Source organism: Photobacterium sp. J15 (assembly GCF_963870815.1).
In the GTDB taxonomy this organism is placed as follows: domain Bacteria; phylum Pseudomonadota; class Gammaproteobacteria; order Enterobacterales; family Vibrionaceae; genus Photobacterium; species Photobacterium marinum.
Map to the genome: position 1 here is coordinate 724,931 of NZ_CAWMUI010000001.1, position 15,106 is coordinate 740,036.

17 protein-coding genes are annotated in these 15,106 nt (G+C 48.5%); 8 read left to right on the forward strand and 9 right to left on the reverse strand.

Annotation, left to right across the window (positions count from 1 at the left end; genetic code table 11):
• Nucleotides 1-9 precede the first annotated feature (9 nt).
• The 4 genes from accA to AACQ93_RS03580 all read left to right on the forward strand — a co-directional run bounded on the left by accA (nucleotide 10) and on the right by AACQ93_RS03580 (nucleotide 4,306).
• Nucleotides 10-969, forward strand: coding sequence for an acetyl-CoA carboxylase carboxyl transferase subunit alpha (accA, locus tag AACQ93_RS03565; RefSeq protein ID WP_064602266.1), 960 nt, complete (start codon nucleotides 10-12; stop codon nucleotides 967-969).
• 150 nt (nucleotides 970-1,119) lie between these two features.
• Nucleotides 1,120-2,436 (forward strand): tRNA lysidine(34) synthetase TilS, encoded by a 1,317-nt coding sequence (tilS, locus tag AACQ93_RS03570; protein ID WP_064602267.1) that lies wholly within the window; start codon nucleotides 1,120-1,122, stop codon nucleotides 2,434-2,436.
• Nucleotides 2,437-2,542: 106 nt separating this feature from the next.
• Nucleotides 2,543-2,854: a c-type cytochrome gene (locus AACQ93_RS03575; RefSeq protein WP_064602268.1), complete on the forward strand. Its 312-nt coding sequence runs from the start codon at nucleotides 2,543-2,545 to the stop codon at nucleotides 2,852-2,854.
• Between the two features lie 240 nt (nucleotides 2,855-3,094).
• On the forward strand, nucleotides 3,095-4,306 hold the full coding sequence (locus tag AACQ93_RS03580; RefSeq protein ID WP_007470259.1) for an aromatic amino acid transporter: 1,212 nt from the start codon (nucleotides 3,095-3,097) through the stop codon (nucleotides 4,304-4,306).
• 121 nt (nucleotides 4,307-4,427) lie between these two features.
• Here AACQ93_RS03580 and AACQ93_RS03585 read toward each other — a convergent pair whose 3' ends face one another.
• The 6 genes from AACQ93_RS03585 to tsaA form a co-directional block, all read right to left on the reverse strand.
• Nucleotides 4,428-4,616 carry a DUF4250 domain-containing protein gene (locus AACQ93_RS03585; protein ID WP_007470256.1) on the reverse strand — a complete coding sequence of 63 codons (189 nt, stop codon included), beginning with the start codon at nucleotides 4,614-4,616 and terminating at the stop codon, nucleotides 4,428-4,430.
• A gap of 2 nt (nucleotides 4,617-4,618) precedes the next feature.
• Entirely contained in the window at nucleotides 4,619-4,822 is a 204-nt protein-coding gene (locus AACQ93_RS03590; protein WP_007470253.1) for a YaeP family protein, read from the reverse strand.
• 131 nt (nucleotides 4,823-4,953) lie between these two features.
• Nucleotides 4,954-5,808 carry a GGDEF domain-containing protein gene (locus AACQ93_RS03595; RefSeq protein WP_007470250.1) on the reverse strand — a complete coding sequence of 285 codons (855 nt, stop codon included), beginning with the start codon at nucleotides 5,806-5,808 and terminating at the stop codon, nucleotides 4,954-4,956.
• 93 nt (nucleotides 5,809-5,901) lie between these two features.
• Nucleotides 5,902-7,026 (reverse strand): patatin-like phospholipase family protein, encoded by a 1,125-nt coding sequence (locus AACQ93_RS03600; protein ID WP_064602271.1) that lies wholly within the window; start codon nucleotides 7,024-7,026, stop codon nucleotides 5,902-5,904.
• Nucleotides 7,027-7,243: 217 nt separating this feature from the next.
• Complete coding sequence (locus tag AACQ93_RS03605; protein WP_064602273.1) at nucleotides 7,244-8,962, reverse strand: proline--tRNA ligase; 1,719 nt, start codon at nucleotides 8,960-8,962, stop codon at nucleotides 7,244-7,246.
• A 129-nt stretch (nucleotides 8,963-9,091) separates the two neighbouring features.
• Nucleotides 9,092-9,793, reverse strand: a complete 702-nt coding sequence (gene tsaA / locus AACQ93_RS03610) for a tRNA (N6-threonylcarbamoyladenosine(37)-N6)-methyltransferase TrmO (RefSeq protein WP_064602275.1) — start codon at nucleotides 9,791-9,793, stop codon at nucleotides 9,092-9,094.
• Nucleotides 9,794-9,945: 152 nt separating this feature from the next.
• Here tsaA and AACQ93_RS03615 point away from each other — a divergent pair, with 152 nt between their 5' ends.
• Both AACQ93_RS03615 and ykgO read left to right on the forward strand, forming a co-directional pair.
• The gene (locus tag AACQ93_RS03615; RefSeq protein ID WP_007470241.1) at nucleotides 9,946-10,209 is read left to right on the forward strand and encodes a type B 50S ribosomal protein L31; all 264 of its coding nucleotides are present in this window, start codon (nucleotides 9,946-9,948) and stop codon (nucleotides 10,207-10,209) included.
• 1 nt (nucleotide 10,210) lies between these two features.
• Nucleotides 10,211-10,354, forward strand: coding sequence for a type B 50S ribosomal protein L36 (gene ykgO, locus AACQ93_RS03620; protein WP_007470239.1), 144 nt, complete (start codon nucleotides 10,211-10,213; stop codon nucleotides 10,352-10,354).
• 92 nt (nucleotides 10,355-10,446) lie between these two features.
• Here ykgO and AACQ93_RS03625 read toward each other — a convergent pair whose 3' ends face one another.
• The 3 genes from AACQ93_RS03625 to metN all read right to left on the reverse strand — a co-directional run bounded on the left by AACQ93_RS03625 (nucleotide 10,447) and on the right by metN (nucleotide 13,063).
• The gene (locus AACQ93_RS03625; protein ID WP_007470237.1) at nucleotides 10,447-11,262 is read right to left on the reverse strand and encodes a MetQ/NlpA family lipoprotein; all 816 of its coding nucleotides are present in this window, start codon (nucleotides 11,260-11,262) and stop codon (nucleotides 10,447-10,449) included.
• 90 nt (nucleotides 11,263-11,352) lie between these two features.
• Nucleotides 11,353-12,039 carry a methionine ABC transporter permease gene (locus AACQ93_RS03630; protein ID WP_064602277.1) on the reverse strand — a complete coding sequence of 229 codons (687 nt, stop codon included), beginning with the start codon at nucleotides 12,037-12,039 and terminating at the stop codon, nucleotides 11,353-11,355.
• Nucleotides 12,029-13,063: a methionine ABC transporter ATP-binding protein MetN gene (gene metN, locus AACQ93_RS03635; RefSeq protein ID WP_064602279.1), complete on the reverse strand. Its 1,035-nt coding sequence runs from the start codon at nucleotides 13,061-13,063 to the stop codon at nucleotides 12,029-12,031. The genes AACQ93_RS03630 and metN overlap by 11 nt, the downstream gene beginning before the upstream one ends.
• Nucleotides 13,064-13,386: 323 nt before the next feature.
• Between metN and gmhB the strand changes: the two genes are divergently transcribed.
• Together gmhB and AACQ93_RS03645 are read left to right on the forward strand one after the other, a co-directional pair.
• Nucleotides 13,387-13,941, forward strand: a complete 555-nt coding sequence (gene gmhB / locus AACQ93_RS03640) for a D-glycero-beta-D-manno-heptose 1,7-bisphosphate 7-phosphatase (protein ID WP_064602281.1) — start codon at nucleotides 13,387-13,389, stop codon at nucleotides 13,939-13,941.
• A 139-nt stretch (nucleotides 13,942-14,080) separates the two neighbouring features.
• Nucleotides 14,081-15,106 (forward strand): ABC transporter permease subunit, encoded by a 1,026-nt coding sequence (locus tag AACQ93_RS03645; protein ID WP_064602283.1) that lies wholly within the window; start codon nucleotides 14,081-14,083, stop codon nucleotides 15,104-15,106.

The window sequence follows — 15,106 nt, forward strand, 5'->3', positions numbered from 1 at the left end:
TGAAGTGGTATGAGCCTGAACTTCCTTGAGTTTGAACAGCCGATTGCGGAACTAGAAGCCAAAATCGAAGCGTTGCGTGATGTTTCGCGCCATGATGAGTCACAGTCGGTTGACCTCGAAAAAGAAATTGAACAGCTGGAAAAGAAGAGCCTTGAGCTGACCAAGAAAATCTTCGGTGATCTTGGCGCTTGGCAGGTTGCTCAGTTAGCCCGTCATCCACAGCGTCCGTACACCCTTGATTATGTTGAGCACATTTTCACAGAGTTTGATGAGCTGGCAGGTGATCGTGCATTTGCTGATGACAAGGCATTGGTTGGCGGTATCGCTCGTCTGGACGGTCGTCCGGTAATGGTGATCGGTCACCAGAAAGGTCGCGAAACCAAAGAGAAAGTATTGCGTAATTTCGGTATGCCAAAGCCGGAAGGTTACCGTAAGGCGTTGCGCCTGATGAAAATGGCTGAGCGTTTCAAGATGCCTATCATCACTTTCATCGACACAGCTGGTGCATACCCGGGTGTTGGTGCGGAAGAGCGCGGCCAGTCAGAAGCGATTGCAACTAACCTGAAAGAAATGGCAGGTCTGAAAGTGCCTGTTATCTGTAACGTTGTTGGTGAAGGTGGCTCTGGCGGTGCTCTGGCTATCGGTGTGGGTGACTGTGTTAACATGCTGCAGTACTCAACGTACTCTGTGATTTCACCGGAAGGTTGTGCGTCTATCCTGTGGCGTGATTCAGATAAAGCGCCTCAGGCAGCAGAAGCGATGGGCATGACTGCTCAGCGCCTGAAAGAGCTTGAGTTGATTGACAATATCATCGAAGAGCCTTTGGGCGGTGCGCACCGAAACGTACTTGCGATTTCTGATTCGCTGAAGAAGCAACTGCTGGCAACGCTTGATGAGCTTGAAGCTCTGGATACTGAAGCGTTGCTTGAGCGTCGTTACCAGCGCCTGCTGAGCTACGGTTACTGCTAATTACAGCAAAGCACAGAAACTGAATTTAACAGAACGGGTCAACTTAGGTTGACCCGTTTTTTATTGGAGTGTTTGAGCTTGCCAATGTTTATGTGCATGAAGTGATATACTACCCGCCAGTTAGTCCAATTTGTAATGAGTTTACCTTCGATGCTTTACTCCCGTTTTGCTTCCGGCCTTGAAACATATTGTGATACTCCCCGGCGTTTTGTCCTGGCATTCAGTGGCGGGTTGGACTCCCGGGTATTGCTGCACCTCATGGGACAGTTTTTACGTCAGCATCCACAGCATCGTTGTCTGGCGGTTCATGTGCATCATGGCCTCAGCAACAATGCTGACTGCTGGAGTCAGAATTGCCTGGACTGGGCACAAGCTGAAGGAATTGATTGTGTTGTAGAGCGGGTTAACCTTGAACTGACTAACCGCCGCAGTGTTGAACAACTGGCGCGTGATGAGCGTTATAAAGCATTAAAAAAACATTTCCATCCGCAGGATATTCTGCTGACTGCCCAGCATGCTGATGATCAGCTGGAAACTGTTCTGTTGGCGCTTAAACGCGGCAGTGGCCCGGCCGGGTTGGCAGCGATGGCGGAATGTACGTCTTTTGCTGGTGGTTACCACCTACGGCCATTGCTTGGTGTTACTCGGCTGCAAATTGAAGAATATGGTCGCGCATGTCAGCTCGACTGGGTCGAAGATGAAAGCAATCAGGATACCCGTTACGACCGTAACTTCCTCCGTCACGAAGTTGCACCGCAGCTGATCGCGCGCTGGCCGGGGATTCGAAAGGCGGTCGCCCGCAGTGCGTCATTATGTGGTGAGCAGGATGCCCTGTTAGAAGAATTGCTGAGTGAGAAGCTGGAGCAGGCAATGCATCACGATCAGAGCCTGATTATTTCGCAGCTGGGCTCGGAGCGGATCGGTAAGCAGTTAATTCGCCACTGGCTGGGGCGCTGTGGTGTGTTGATGCCATCTCTGGCTCAGCTGGAACAGATCTGGCATTCAGTGGTTAATGCTAAGCCGGATGCCAATCCCCAGCTGTGCTGGAATCAGGTGCAGGTTCGCCGTTACCAGCAACGCTTATACCTGGTAAAGCAGTGGCCGGATATTCGTCACTGGCAACAGGAGTGTGAGCTGGATCAGCCGTGTTGTTTACCACAGGATCTCGGCGTGCTGACATTGAAGCAAATCGGTCAGGGGCAGTTGCGAAAGCCGAAGCCGGGAGAGGTTGTGACTGTGCGTTTTGAACCAGAAGGCCTGGAAGTGAAACCATTCGGTCGCAGCGGTAAGCGTAAGATCAAGAAGCTGTTTCAGGAATATGGAGTGCCGAGTTGGAATCGTCGCCGTACCCCCTTGATTTATTACGGAGAAGAATTGGCTGCGGTTGCCGGGCTGTTTGTTGTCGAGGCGTTTCACGGTCGGGATTGTGACCTGGAGTGGCACAATGATGCATCTGATGTGCAATGATAAGTCAAAGCATGCACAATTCTTATGTCTCTGATATTTGCTCAGGTTTTGCTCGCATCTGAGTCTGGCAGAGATATGGAATAAATCAGAACTATAAGAGGATACAATGAAGAAAGTTCTTGTACTCGCAGTGTTAGCTACAGTGATGTCAGCGCCTTCAATGGCTGCCGGTGATGCCGCAGCAGGCAAAGCAAAAGCCGCAGTCTGTTCAGCTTGTCATGGTGCAGATGGTATTGCCGTGATCCCGGGATACCCGAATCTGAAAGGCCAGAATGAACAGTATTTGGTAAATTCTTTGAAGGCATATAAAAATAAAGAGCGTACCGGGGCTATGGCGATGATGATGCAGCCTCAAGCTGCAATGCTCAATGATAATGATATAGCCAATGTTGCTGCCTATTTTGCACAAATGAAATAATTCGTTTTATCTGACGTTATTTCAGATCAGATAAAAGCTGAGTAAGCCGCCGATGGTAAATGCCGTCGGCGGCTTTTTTGTCTATCCAGAAATTCGTGCTAGTGATAGTGATAGTTCTGATGCAGAAATTTCATTTGGTTGATTATATTTCGACCAGTTGGTAATTCTGAGGTTGATTAAAAAAACGGTAGGTATTATTGTACTAGCACACTGATACATTAACGTTGTCTAGGAGTCATTATGAGTAAACCATCCACACTTGGGGGGGCGTGTATTATCGCCAGTGTTTGTGTTGGGGCAGGCATGCTTGGGTTGCCAAGTGCAGGTGCGGGTGCGTGGACGTTATGGAGTGTGATCGCCATTTCTTTCACTATGATCATGATGACGCTTTCAGGCTGGTTACTGTTAGAAGCACTTAAGCATTATGAGCTTAAAGCTTCGTTCAATACTGTCGCCAAAGACGTATTAAGCAACAAGGTTAATTTTATCAATAACTTGTCGCTGTATTTTGTGGGCGGCATTCTGCTTTATGCGTATATTTCAACATCAGGCATGATTTTCAGTGAAATGCTGGGTGTTACACGTGAGTTGGCTTCTGTTCTGTTTGTTGCATTCTGCTCGGCCTTTGTTTTGCACTCTACCCGGGCCGTGGATCGTATTTCCATTGTGTTAATCCTCTTTATGATCATCAGTTTTGTGTTGGGTATTTCAGGACTGGCTTCGAATATCAGTGTGCCGGTCTTGTTTGCACAAGCTGAAGGTGAAACTTCTTATTCAGCCTATGCGTTAGCCCTGTTGCCGGTCGCGTTAACATCATTTGGTTACCACCACTCGGTGAGTACCATGCGTGATTACTATCAGGATGAGCACCGTGCCAAAAAAGCAATTCTTTGCGGAACTCTGATTGCTCTTACATTTTATCTGGGCTGGGTGATCTGTATTTTTGGCAATTTGCCGCGTGAGGAGTTTGGTCCTGTTGTGACTGCTGGTGGTGGTGTGGATGCTTTGATGTCGGCACTGACCTCAGCTATTGATTCAAACAGTATTAAACAAGCCCTGCATGTCTTTTCTATTGCTGCGATTGTGTCATCCTTCATCGGTGTTGGATTGGGTGTGTTCGATTACTTGGCTGACTTATTTGGTTTTGCTGATACTAAGCAAGGGCGACTAAAAACCTGGGGTGTGACGTTTATTCCGCCATTGGTGTTCTCGTTAGTGGCACCGTTTGGTTTTGTTGCTGCGATTGGTTTAGCTGGTGCTGCAGCTACTATTTGGACTTGTATTATTCCTGCTACGTTGGCAAAAACATTACGTCAACGAGTACCGGAACAAGATGGGTTTGTGGTTCCTGGGGGAAATGCGACGATTTATATGGTGATTGCATTCGGGGTACTGACAGCCGCTTTCCATCTACTGGCAATGTTGAATTTACTGCCTGTTTTTAAAGGCTAGTTTGATGGTGAAATAAACGCTGAATCACGTATCAGAGAATAAAAAACGGAAGCTTGAGCTTCCGTTTTTTGTTTGGTGCAGCTATCAGGGGGAAAAGATAGCTGCGTCATAAAAGTGAACTTTAGCGGAATTGCTTTGCTTCCGGCAGATAATCAAAACCGGCTTCAGCCAGACGGGCAACCAGCTTTTCCTTATCGATATCAAAGTACTTGACCAGACCGTCCAGGTCGCCGAAGTCATCACGGATCTTCATATTGACAATGCTCATCAGCATTACCGGATCCATGGTTTCAAAGCTTTTCAAATCCATTATCAATCCTCGTGATCACTCATTAGCAGGTTGGCTGCGGCAAAAGCGGCATTCTCACGGACGTCCTGAGGCAGTGCGTCATTAGCCGCAATATCGTTCAGAGTTTTAACGACACAGTGGATAGCATTGGGAATATAACCTTGCTCGCCACCGCCAATCTGGGCATAAGTCATGCGGATTAGTTCACAACATTCGTAGACTTTCATCGGTCTTCCTTTTAATTCGTTAACTCCCTATAGACACAGTGTATGTGCACATAGGGAGTGAACGAACATAACTACTATACCAGAGGTTCGGCAGATGAATATATTTCAGCAAGGGGATTAGGTAAGAATGGTTATTTTTTACGCTTGTGGCGGTAGAGCATGCGATCGGCACGGTCGATAAGCACGGTCGGGGTATCGCCCTTATGGTATTGGGAAACACCACATGAGGAGCCTATTTGCAGAGTTCGCAGAGTCTGATCTTCGCTCATCAGCAGTTGAACACGCTTTGCAACATGAATGGCTGACTCATCAGTGGCCGGCTGAAGCAGAATCGCAAATTCGTCGCCACCGATGCGGTAACAACGGTCTGATGTACGGACTGATTGCTTGAGGATGGACGAAAAACGGCGGATCACCTTGTCACCGTCTAGGTGACCGAAGCGGTCATTCACCTGTTTGAAATTATCCAGGTCGAACATCAGCAGAGCTAGGCCGACATTACGACGTTCACTGAGGGCAACTGCCTGCTGTAAATCCTGTTCGAAACTATTGCGGTTGCCAAGACCCGACAGGTAATCGCGTAGGGCCATGTTTTTCACCCGGCGGTACTCGATGGCATTCATTAAAGGGCCGGCAAACAGGCGATGATAGGTATGGAGCAGGTTGATTTCGTCTTTATCCAGCGGATAAGGCGTCGAATACTGGAGTTTGCCAAGGTCGTTTTCACCCAGGCGAAGAATAAAGGCCTGACGATAATCAGTGGCCTTGCCGCGACGAATCAGAGTAGAGGTTTCTTCCAGATCCCAAACCAGGCGGATGATATCGATTTGTTTCTCAACTTCACGGGCGAAGATTTCAAATAATAACCCTAGGTCGAGTTTTCCCTGGAACTTTTGCAGGAATAACAAGCGCTGATCAGCCCCAAGAGGTTTAGCCCTTGGTTTGTTATTTTCTGCGAAAATATTATTCCAGAGAGATTGATCCATATCGATGACAAAAAATTACAAGGGCATTAACTATAGGCAATTATTTAGTCATTTCAACACTTAGTGCATTTTTTTGTAAATAATTTACTGATTTTATTTTAGAAAGTTGCGAAGGATCGCTTCTTTTTCCAGCGCATCTTGATAACCCAACTCAATCAGAGCATGAATATATGCTGGCTCAAACAGGATATAGCTGGTGATAGCAGCATCATCTCTCGGGCTGATGCCGATTAGCCGCATGAGTGTCCGAGTCATAGGTGGCATATGGCAATAGTATTTGCGTGCCAGTGGTTCGAAGGATTGGCTGGGGGATAGGTGAACATGCTCAACGATTTTCATCCCCAGTTTTTTTTGTTGTTTGGTTGGCAGGGCATGAAGAAGGGCATTGGTGCGCGACAGGTGTTCGAGATCGGCGGTCAGGGTATCACTGAAAATGGTATCCATCAGGTGACCTCCTAAGGTCGCAAGACCAGGGGCTTTGGTGTAGTCCTTTTCATCGAGTTTCTGGTTGATAAGATCGATGATTAAAATTTTATCAGCGCCCATTTTCAGTGAAGGGCGCAGTGGTGCCAGCTGGTGGATTGAACCGTCACCGTAGTACGACTGTCCTATCCGGGTGGCCGGGAATACTAACGGGATAGCGGCTGATGCCAGCAGGTGTTCGGTGGTGATCAGGGAACGGCGGCCTTTGGATTTTGCCCGGTCCCAGTCGGTTAGTGCTTGCTGGCCCTGGAAGAAGCTGACGGACTGGCCACTTTTATAGCTGGAAACCGTAACGGAAATACCGTGAAGGTTACCGGCCAGGATCTGTTTTTCCAGTCGCTCGTAGTTGTTGACCTGATTGAGTAACTGGCGCAGCGGGCGGTTATCCAGCAGTCCGAAAGGCGGCCTGTCATGGTGTTCTGCCTGAAGGCGGGCGAACCACTGATTCATCAGGTGCCCGGTCATACCTAGAGTACTGGCTTTGAATATCCGGCGGCTGTGCAGCCGTGCCCAGATCCACTCTAACTTTTTGACGCCAAGACGAAAACAGGAAGCGTAGCTGGCAATGGCTGTCACGTTAATTGCACCGGCCGAGGTGCCGCAGTAAATCGTAAACGGACTGTGGTGGACGCGTGGATACCACTCGGAAATCGCTTTCAGCACTCCGACCTGGTAGGCCGCCCGAGCACCGCCTCCCGATAATAATAAGCTGATTTTCGGCTTATCCTTTGCCATTCAACTGTTTCTCTGCCTGTTATTCTTTCTTCTAACTATACAAGGTAATACCAAACCGAATCGAGAACTCAGGTCACAGGACAGGCGGAGCTTGTAATCATCGGAGCAGTTGAAAGGGGCTGCGCTGCAGCTGGGGTTGAATGGTTGAGACGTTTTTTGGCTCAGGGGAAATAAAAAAGCCTCCGTGAGGGAGGCTTTTGTCAGCATCTGCTTAGACTTATTTAGCCAGCTTCTGCTTAATGAATTCAACGATATCTGTAACAGCTACGCCTTCTTTAGTGCCGGCACGACGGTCTTTGTATTCCATCTCGCCATTTTCAAGGCTGCGGTTACCGATAACGATAGTGTGCGGGATACCGATCAGTTCGTGATCCGCAAACATTACGCCCGGACGCTCTTTACGGTCGTCGAACAGTACGTCGATACCAGCGGCAGTCAGATCAGCGTACAGCTTCTCAGCTGCTTCTTTAACTTCTTCAGACTTCGCCATGTTCATCGGTACGATAGATACCTGGAACGGTGCAATCGCATCTGGCCAGATGATGCCGTTTTCGTCGTTGTTCTGCTCGATTGCAGCAGCAACTACACGGGTACAGCCGATGCCGTAACAGCCCATTTCCATGATAACGTTCTTGCCGTCTGGGCCAAGAACAGAAGCGTTCATTGACTCTGAGTAGTTGTTACCCAACTGGAAGATGTGACCAACTTCGATACCGCGTTTCAGCATCAGGGTGCCTTTACCGCATGGGCTTGGGTCACCTTCAACTACGTTACGCAGATCTTCAACCTGACCCAGCTCAACGTCGCGGCCCCAGTTGATACCGAAGTAGTGTTTGTCATCGATGTTTGCACCGGCACCGAAGTCGCTCATTACAGCAACAGCGCGGTCAACGATAAATGGTACAGGCAGGTTAACAGGACCCAGAGAGCCAGGACCCGCGTTAACTAGTGCGCGAATTTCATCTTCAGTTGCGAATTCTAGCGGAGAAGCAACGCAAGACAGGTTCTCTGCCTTGATTTCGTTCAGCTCGTGGTCACCACGGATGATCAGTGCAATCAGATCAGCTTCAACTTCGTCAGACGCTTTAACAAACAGAGTCTTAACTGTTTTCTCAATCGCGATACCGTGCTGTTCAACCAGCTCGGCGATAGTCTTCGCGTTTGGCGTATCAACCAGCGTCATTTCCATAGTTGGTTCAGCACGCTCAGTTGCAGGTGCAAGCGCTTCAGCTTTCTCGATGTTGGCTGCGTAGTCAGACTCAGTCGAGAAGGCAATCAGGTCTTCACCGCTTTCTGCCAGCACGTGGAACTCGTGAGAACCAGAACCACCGATAGAACCGGTATCAGCTAGAACAGGACGGAAATCCAGACCCATACGGTTGAAGATGTTGCAGTATGCCTGATGCATAGTTTCGTACGTTTCAACCAGGCTTTCTTTGTCCAGGTGGAAAGAGTACGCATCTTTCATGATAAATTCGCGTGAACGCATCACACCGAAACGTGGGCGAACTTCGTCACGGAATTTAGTCTGGATCTGATACAGGTTCAGTGGAAGTTGTTTGTACGACTTCACTTCGTTGCGAACCATGTCTGTGATCACTTCTTCGTGCGTAGGACCCAGAACGAACGGTCGGTCGTGGCGATCAGCGATACGTAGCAGCTCGGGACCGAATTTGTCCCAGCGACCGGTTTCAACCCAAAGCTCAGAGGGCTGAACTACGGGCATTAGCGTTTCTACTGCACCTGCTTTGTTCATTTCTTCACGAACAATGTTTTCGACCTTACGCAGAACACGCAGACCTGTAGGTAGCCAGGTATAAAGACCTGAAGCCAGCTTACGGATCATACCTGCACGTAGCATCAGCTGGTGGCTGATGATTTCTGCGTCGTTTGGAGTCTCCTTCAGCGTTGAAAGAAGATATTTACTGGTACGCATTGATGGTATCCGTTGGTTGATAAGAAGTAGTTGTTGGTAGGCGGGATTTCCCCGCACCGCTTGAGAAGCGATAACCGCATATACTACCAGCCAAATGACTATTCGCCAAAGAGAACAAGCCTGAGATTGTTATTCTTCGGTGACTTCAAGGGTGGTAACGGTCACTTGCTCGTTATTTACTGTAAATCTGACATTGTAATTAAACAAGTGAACCGCGTACTCCTTGTCGTCCTGTTTGCCTTTTTTATAGGCCGGGCGGGGATCTTGCGCTAACACTTCAGAAATCACAGCTTTCTGGTGCTCGCCCCGGTGTCCGGTCAGTTGTCTTGCGGCTTCCTTCAGGAAAATGACGTCAAGAGTGTCTGGCTCTTCGGTGGCAAAACCGCCGTGGGCGTGTGGCAGGCTGTCCGAGTAGGGAATGTAAGGTTTGATATCGACAATCGGTGTTCCGTCCACTAGATCAACGCCACCCAGTTCGATGATGACATCACTGCCTTCCTGGCGAACACCTTTGATTTCGACCGCTGACATACCGATACCGTTAGGGCGGAACGTTGCCCGGCTGGCAAACACACCGATTCGTTCGTTACCGCCCAGACGCGGTGGGCGAACGGTCGGACGCCAGCCCGCTTCAAGGTTTTGATCAAACAGGAACAGTAGCCATAGGTGGCTGAATTGCTCTAGCCCACGTACCGCTTCAAGGGCATTGGCTTCACCCTGAAGCACGATTTCCGAGCGGGCACTGGGTACTAACCCCGGCTGGCGTGGTACTGCAAACTTCTCTTTATAAGGGGAGCGGATAATCCCAACCGGTTCAATTTGATAGCTCATCTGGATAGCGTCCTGATTCATTTGACGCAGAAAATAGCATAAAAAATCAAATTAAAGCTTGATGAGAATTGTTATCAAGTGGTATGTTATAACATATCTCGAGCGAAAGCCTTATTCTTTGAGAATAAGAAAAGTTATTTGAGGATCAGAAAATGAAACCAGGTATTCACCCCGAGTATCGAACCGTTGTGTTCCACGACACCAGTGTTGATAAATACTTCCTTATTGGTTCAACCCTGAAAACCGACAAGACCATCACTTGGGAAGATGGTAAGGAATACCCGTATTTCACCCTGGATGTGTCGTCGGAATCACATCCGTTCTACACCGGCAAGCAACGAGTTATCAGCACAGAAGGCCGAATGGCTAACTTCACCCGCCGTTTTGGTCAGTTTGGTAAAAAGAAAGGAAACTAAGATGCAAGTTCTGAGCTCGCTGAAAAGTGCTAAAAGCCGTCATCGTGATTGCCAGGTTGTTAAGCGTCGTGGTCGCCTGTACGTTATCTGTAAGTCGAACCCTCGCTTTAAAGCCGTGCAGGGCCGGGTGAAAAAGAAAAAATAACGGCAGAAGAAAGACAGATAAAAACAATAAGCCCCTCAACAGAGGGGCTTATTGTTATAAGTTGATTGTTTTAGCTATCAGGCAAGTAGTGATTACCAGCCTTTAACGACGCCACCTTGGAAGATATCTTTCGCTGCTTCATAGACAGTTTCAGACTGGTAAGCCTTAACAAAGGTTTTAACGTTTTCAGCTTCAACGTTGTCCTGGCGGGCAACAATCAGGTTCACGTAAGGAGACTCTTTGTCTTCAACGAATACACCGTCACGATCAGGTGTCAGGTTGATGCTGCTGGCATAGGTGGTGTTGATGATCGCAAGCTGAACATCGTCAAGAGAGCGAGGCAGCTGTGCTGCTTCCAGTTCAACGATTTTCAGGTTCTTCGGATTTTCGACGATATCCAGAACTGTTGCAGTCAGGCCTGCACCGTCTTTCAGTTTCAATAAGCCTTGCTGTTGAAGTAGCAGCAGAGAGCGGCCAAGGTTAGTCGGATCGTTAGGAAGTGCAATCTGATCACCTTCTTTCAGCTCGTCAATTGCTTTGATTTTGCTGGAGTAGGCGGCAATCGGATAAACAAAGGTATTACCGGCAATCGCAAACTTATAGCCGCGGTCAGTTACTTGCTGATCCAGGTACGGTTTGTGCTGGAATGCGTTGATATCGATTGAACCTTCTTCCAGCGCCGCATTTGGTGAGACGTAGTCGGTGAAGGTGATAAGCTCGACATCCAGGCCGTATTTGTCTTTAGCTTCCTTGGCTGCCACTTCTGCAACCTGGGCTTCCGCGCCCGCCATTACCCCAATTTTAATTTTGCTGTTATCAACCACCGCTTCTTTCTCGCCACAACCGGCCAGAATGAGTGCTGATGCCAGTCCTGCGACCGCAAAAAGATTCTTAAGATTAAATGCCATGATACTTCTCCTTAGAACTGGGGATTTTCCGTAAATCTAAAATGTTAAGTGTTATTGATGGTTGTTATTTGTGCCAATTAAAACACGGGATTATCTGTGGTCGACTCGCTTGACCAGATGGTCGCCGAGTGACTGGATTAGCTGAACCAGTACAACCAGCATGATGACGGTAATAAGCATGACGGTTCCGTCGAAACGCTGGTAGCCGTAACGGATACCGACATCACCCAGACCGCCGCCACCGACAGTACCGGCCATGGCCGAGTAGCTCACCAGGGTAACCAGGGTGATGGTGACTGCGTTGATGATGCCCGGCAGGGCTTCAGGCAGCAGTACCTTGCTGATGATTTGGCGCGGGGTTGCGCCCATTGCCTGTGCTGCTTCAACCAGTCCGCCCGGTACTTCCAGCAGAGCCCCTTCGACCAGACGGGCAATAAACGGAATGGCGCCGACTGTCAGCGGAACGATGGCAGCCGCGGTACCGATTGAGCTGCCGACAACAAACCGGGTAAACGGAATAATGGCGACCAGCAGAATAATGAACGGGATCGAACGGCCAATATTGGTGATGGTTCCCAGTATCTGGTTGAGTGCTTTATTTTCCAGTAAGCCGTTTTTCTTGGTCAGGTGCAGGGCGACACCGGCCGGGATACCAATTGCAAAACCGATCAGGCCGGAGACAAACACCATTATCAGGGTTTCACCCAGAGCGCTGATCAACAACTCAATCAGGCGTTCGTTGGTTAGCCACCAGTTAGTTATAGATTCAAGCAACATAACCCAGCACCTCTACATTAACTTTGTGATCTCGAAGGAAAGCAATGGCCTGATCGGCAGCCTGCTCGGTACCGAAAAATTCGGCCAGCATGAGGCCGAATTTGACCCCTCCGGCGTAGTCCATGTCGGAGCTTAGAATGCTGATGTCGATGTTAAATTCGCGGGCCACCTGGCTGATGAGCGGAGCATCGACGGAGTTGCCGGTAAACTCCAGGCGTACCAGTGGGTAGCTGTTGCTAATTCGGGCTTCAACCAGGCGAGCCTGGTAATCTTCAGGAATAGACAGATCCAGTGTCGAGCGAATAAAACTGCGCGCCAGATCGGTTTTCGGATGGGCAAAAATTTCACCTACCGGACCTTTCTCGACCAGCTCACCACCGCCGATGATCGCTACCTCTGAACAGATGCTTTTCACCACATCCATTTCATGAGTGATCAGCAATATTGTCAGGTTCAGCTTGCGGTTGATCTCTTTCAGTAATTCCAGAATCGACTGAGTGGTCGCCGGATCCAGGGCGCTGGTGGCTTCATCACACAGCAGCACTTTCGGATCAGAGGCCAGAGCACGGGCAATGGCCACTCGTTGTTTCTGACCGCCACTGAGGTTGGACGGGTAAGACTGACTTTTGTCTGCCAGCCCGACCAGCTGAAGCAGTTCACTGACCTTGTTTTTGATTTCCGTTTTGCCTTTACCTGCCAACTCAAGCGGCAGGGCAATGTTGTCGAAAACCGTGCGTGAAGACAGCAGGTTGAAATGTTGGAAAATCATGCCGATTTTACGGCGGGCCAGCGTCAGTTCCTGATTAGAAAGCTGGGTTAAATCAATACCGTCCACAATAACGTGGCCGCTGGTTGGCTTTTCAAGCAGGTTTACGCAGCGGATCAAGGTACTTTTACCTGCCCCTGATGATCCGATTACGCCGAAAATGGTGCCCTGTTCAATGGTCAGGTTGATATCACGTAGTGCGTTGATCTCCCTGTCACCCTGATAGAACACTTTATTAACTCTGTTTATTTCTATCATCGAACTTCCTGAACCGTATACCTGTTAAAACACAAAGTTTGAAAAGTTAAGTCTCTGTCATTCAAGGTATATCGTAATGCTAAATGTTGTGTTTACATTGTCATTGTTATGTGCGAAAAGTGTTTCTGTTCGCAGCCGATTTCTTGATGCTAGGGTGTCTAGACGTCTAAGTCAATAGATATTTTTACGTCCAGACGTCTAAACGTCTTTGTGGGCTTTGTTTGTCTGGTTGATTGTGTTGTGCTTAATCGCGATAAACAGATGAATCCCTGTCTTAGCCATGCCATAATTTGCCTTAATATATATAGACAGAGGGCTAACTTTTGGCCAAACCAGCAGTTTTTATCGACCGTGACGGAGTGATTAATGTCGATCATGGTTACGTTCATACCGTTGATGACTTTGAATACGTTGAAGGCGTTTTTGAAGCGTGCAAGAAGCTCAAAGATATGGGGTACTTGCTTGTTCTTGTAACAAACCAGGCGGGTATTGCTCGTGGTATGTATACGGAAGATGAATTCCTGACTCTGACTGAGTGGATGGACTGGAATTTTGTTGATAACGGCGTTGAGTTTGACGGTATTTATTACTGCCCTCACCACCCAACCGAGGGTAAAGGCGATTATCTGCAAGATTGTAACTGTCGTAAGCCTAAACCTGGTATGTTCATTTCTGCCCGTGATTTCCTGAAAATTGATATGGAGAATTCGGTCATGATTGGTGACAAGACCGACGACATGAAAGCGGCTGAAGCGGCTGAAGTCGGTACTAAGATCCTGGTTCGTACCGGCAAGCCAGTTACCGAAGAAGGCGAAGCACTGGCGAGCGTTGTTCTTGACAGCGTGGTAGATGTGCCGGCCTGGCTGGCCTCGCGCTAATTGCTTACAGATTCAGTGAAAAGGTCGCTTCAGCGGCCTTTTTTGTACCCTCACTTTTTTATCCCACTATATTCTTACTAACTTACTGCTATCTTTAAAAAATCGTAAGCGACAATTTTGACAAGGAGTTCGTCATTAAATGTTGTCTTATATCCTGCGACGGATAGCTTTGGTGGTGCCGACTTTTCTCGGTATTACTATCCTTATTTTTGCCATTACCCGCCTGGTGCCTGGCGGGCCGGTTGAACGTATGCTGGCCGAGATGCAGGCGCAAAGCAGCGGGCCTTCATCATTGTCTTCCTCTGCGGAAAGTAATGCGTTATCCGATGATCAGATTGCTGAACTGAATGCTTTCTATGGCCTGGATAAGCCAGTGTTTGAAGCCTACTTTGAATGGTTGGGCAAGATACTGATGCTGGATCTGGGGGAATCAACCCGCTATTACGAGCCGGTGCTGGATATGATCATGGAGCGATTGCCGGTCTCTCTGTTTTATGGAGGGATGACGTTTTTCATCAGCTATTTTATCTCTATCCCGCTCGGCTACTATAAGGCTCTGAAGCACGGCAGTGTCTTTGATTCGTCAACCTCGGTGCTGATTTTTATCGGTTATGCATTGCCGGGCTATGTCGTCGGTGTCTTGTTGATCACTTTGTTCAGTTATCACCTGGAATGGTTTCCGATGGGCGGTTTTGTCGGGGATGATTTTGAGGATCTCGAAACCTTTTTTGAGAAGCTCAGGGATTTGATGTGGCATGCCGCACTGCCGTTGGTGTGCTATCTCATCGGTGATTTTGCCACTCTGACGATGACGATGAAAAATAATCTGATGGAAAACCTGTCATCAGATTATATCCGCACGGCAATAGCCAAAGGTCTGCCATTCAAAACAGCGGTACGAAAACACGCTTTGCGTAATAGCTTGATCCCGGTCGCCAGCCATTTTGGGAATTCCCTGTTGTTTTTCATGACAGGCTCTTTTCTGATTGAAGTGATTTTTAACATCGACGGAGTCGGACTACTCGGTTACGAGTCAATCATGGAGCGTGATTATCCGGTGGTCATGGGGATCGTTGCGATCAATGCGGTATTACTGATGCTGGGAAACATCCTTTCGGATATTTGTGTTGCGCTGGTGGATCCGCGCGTTAAGTTCGGAGCTTGA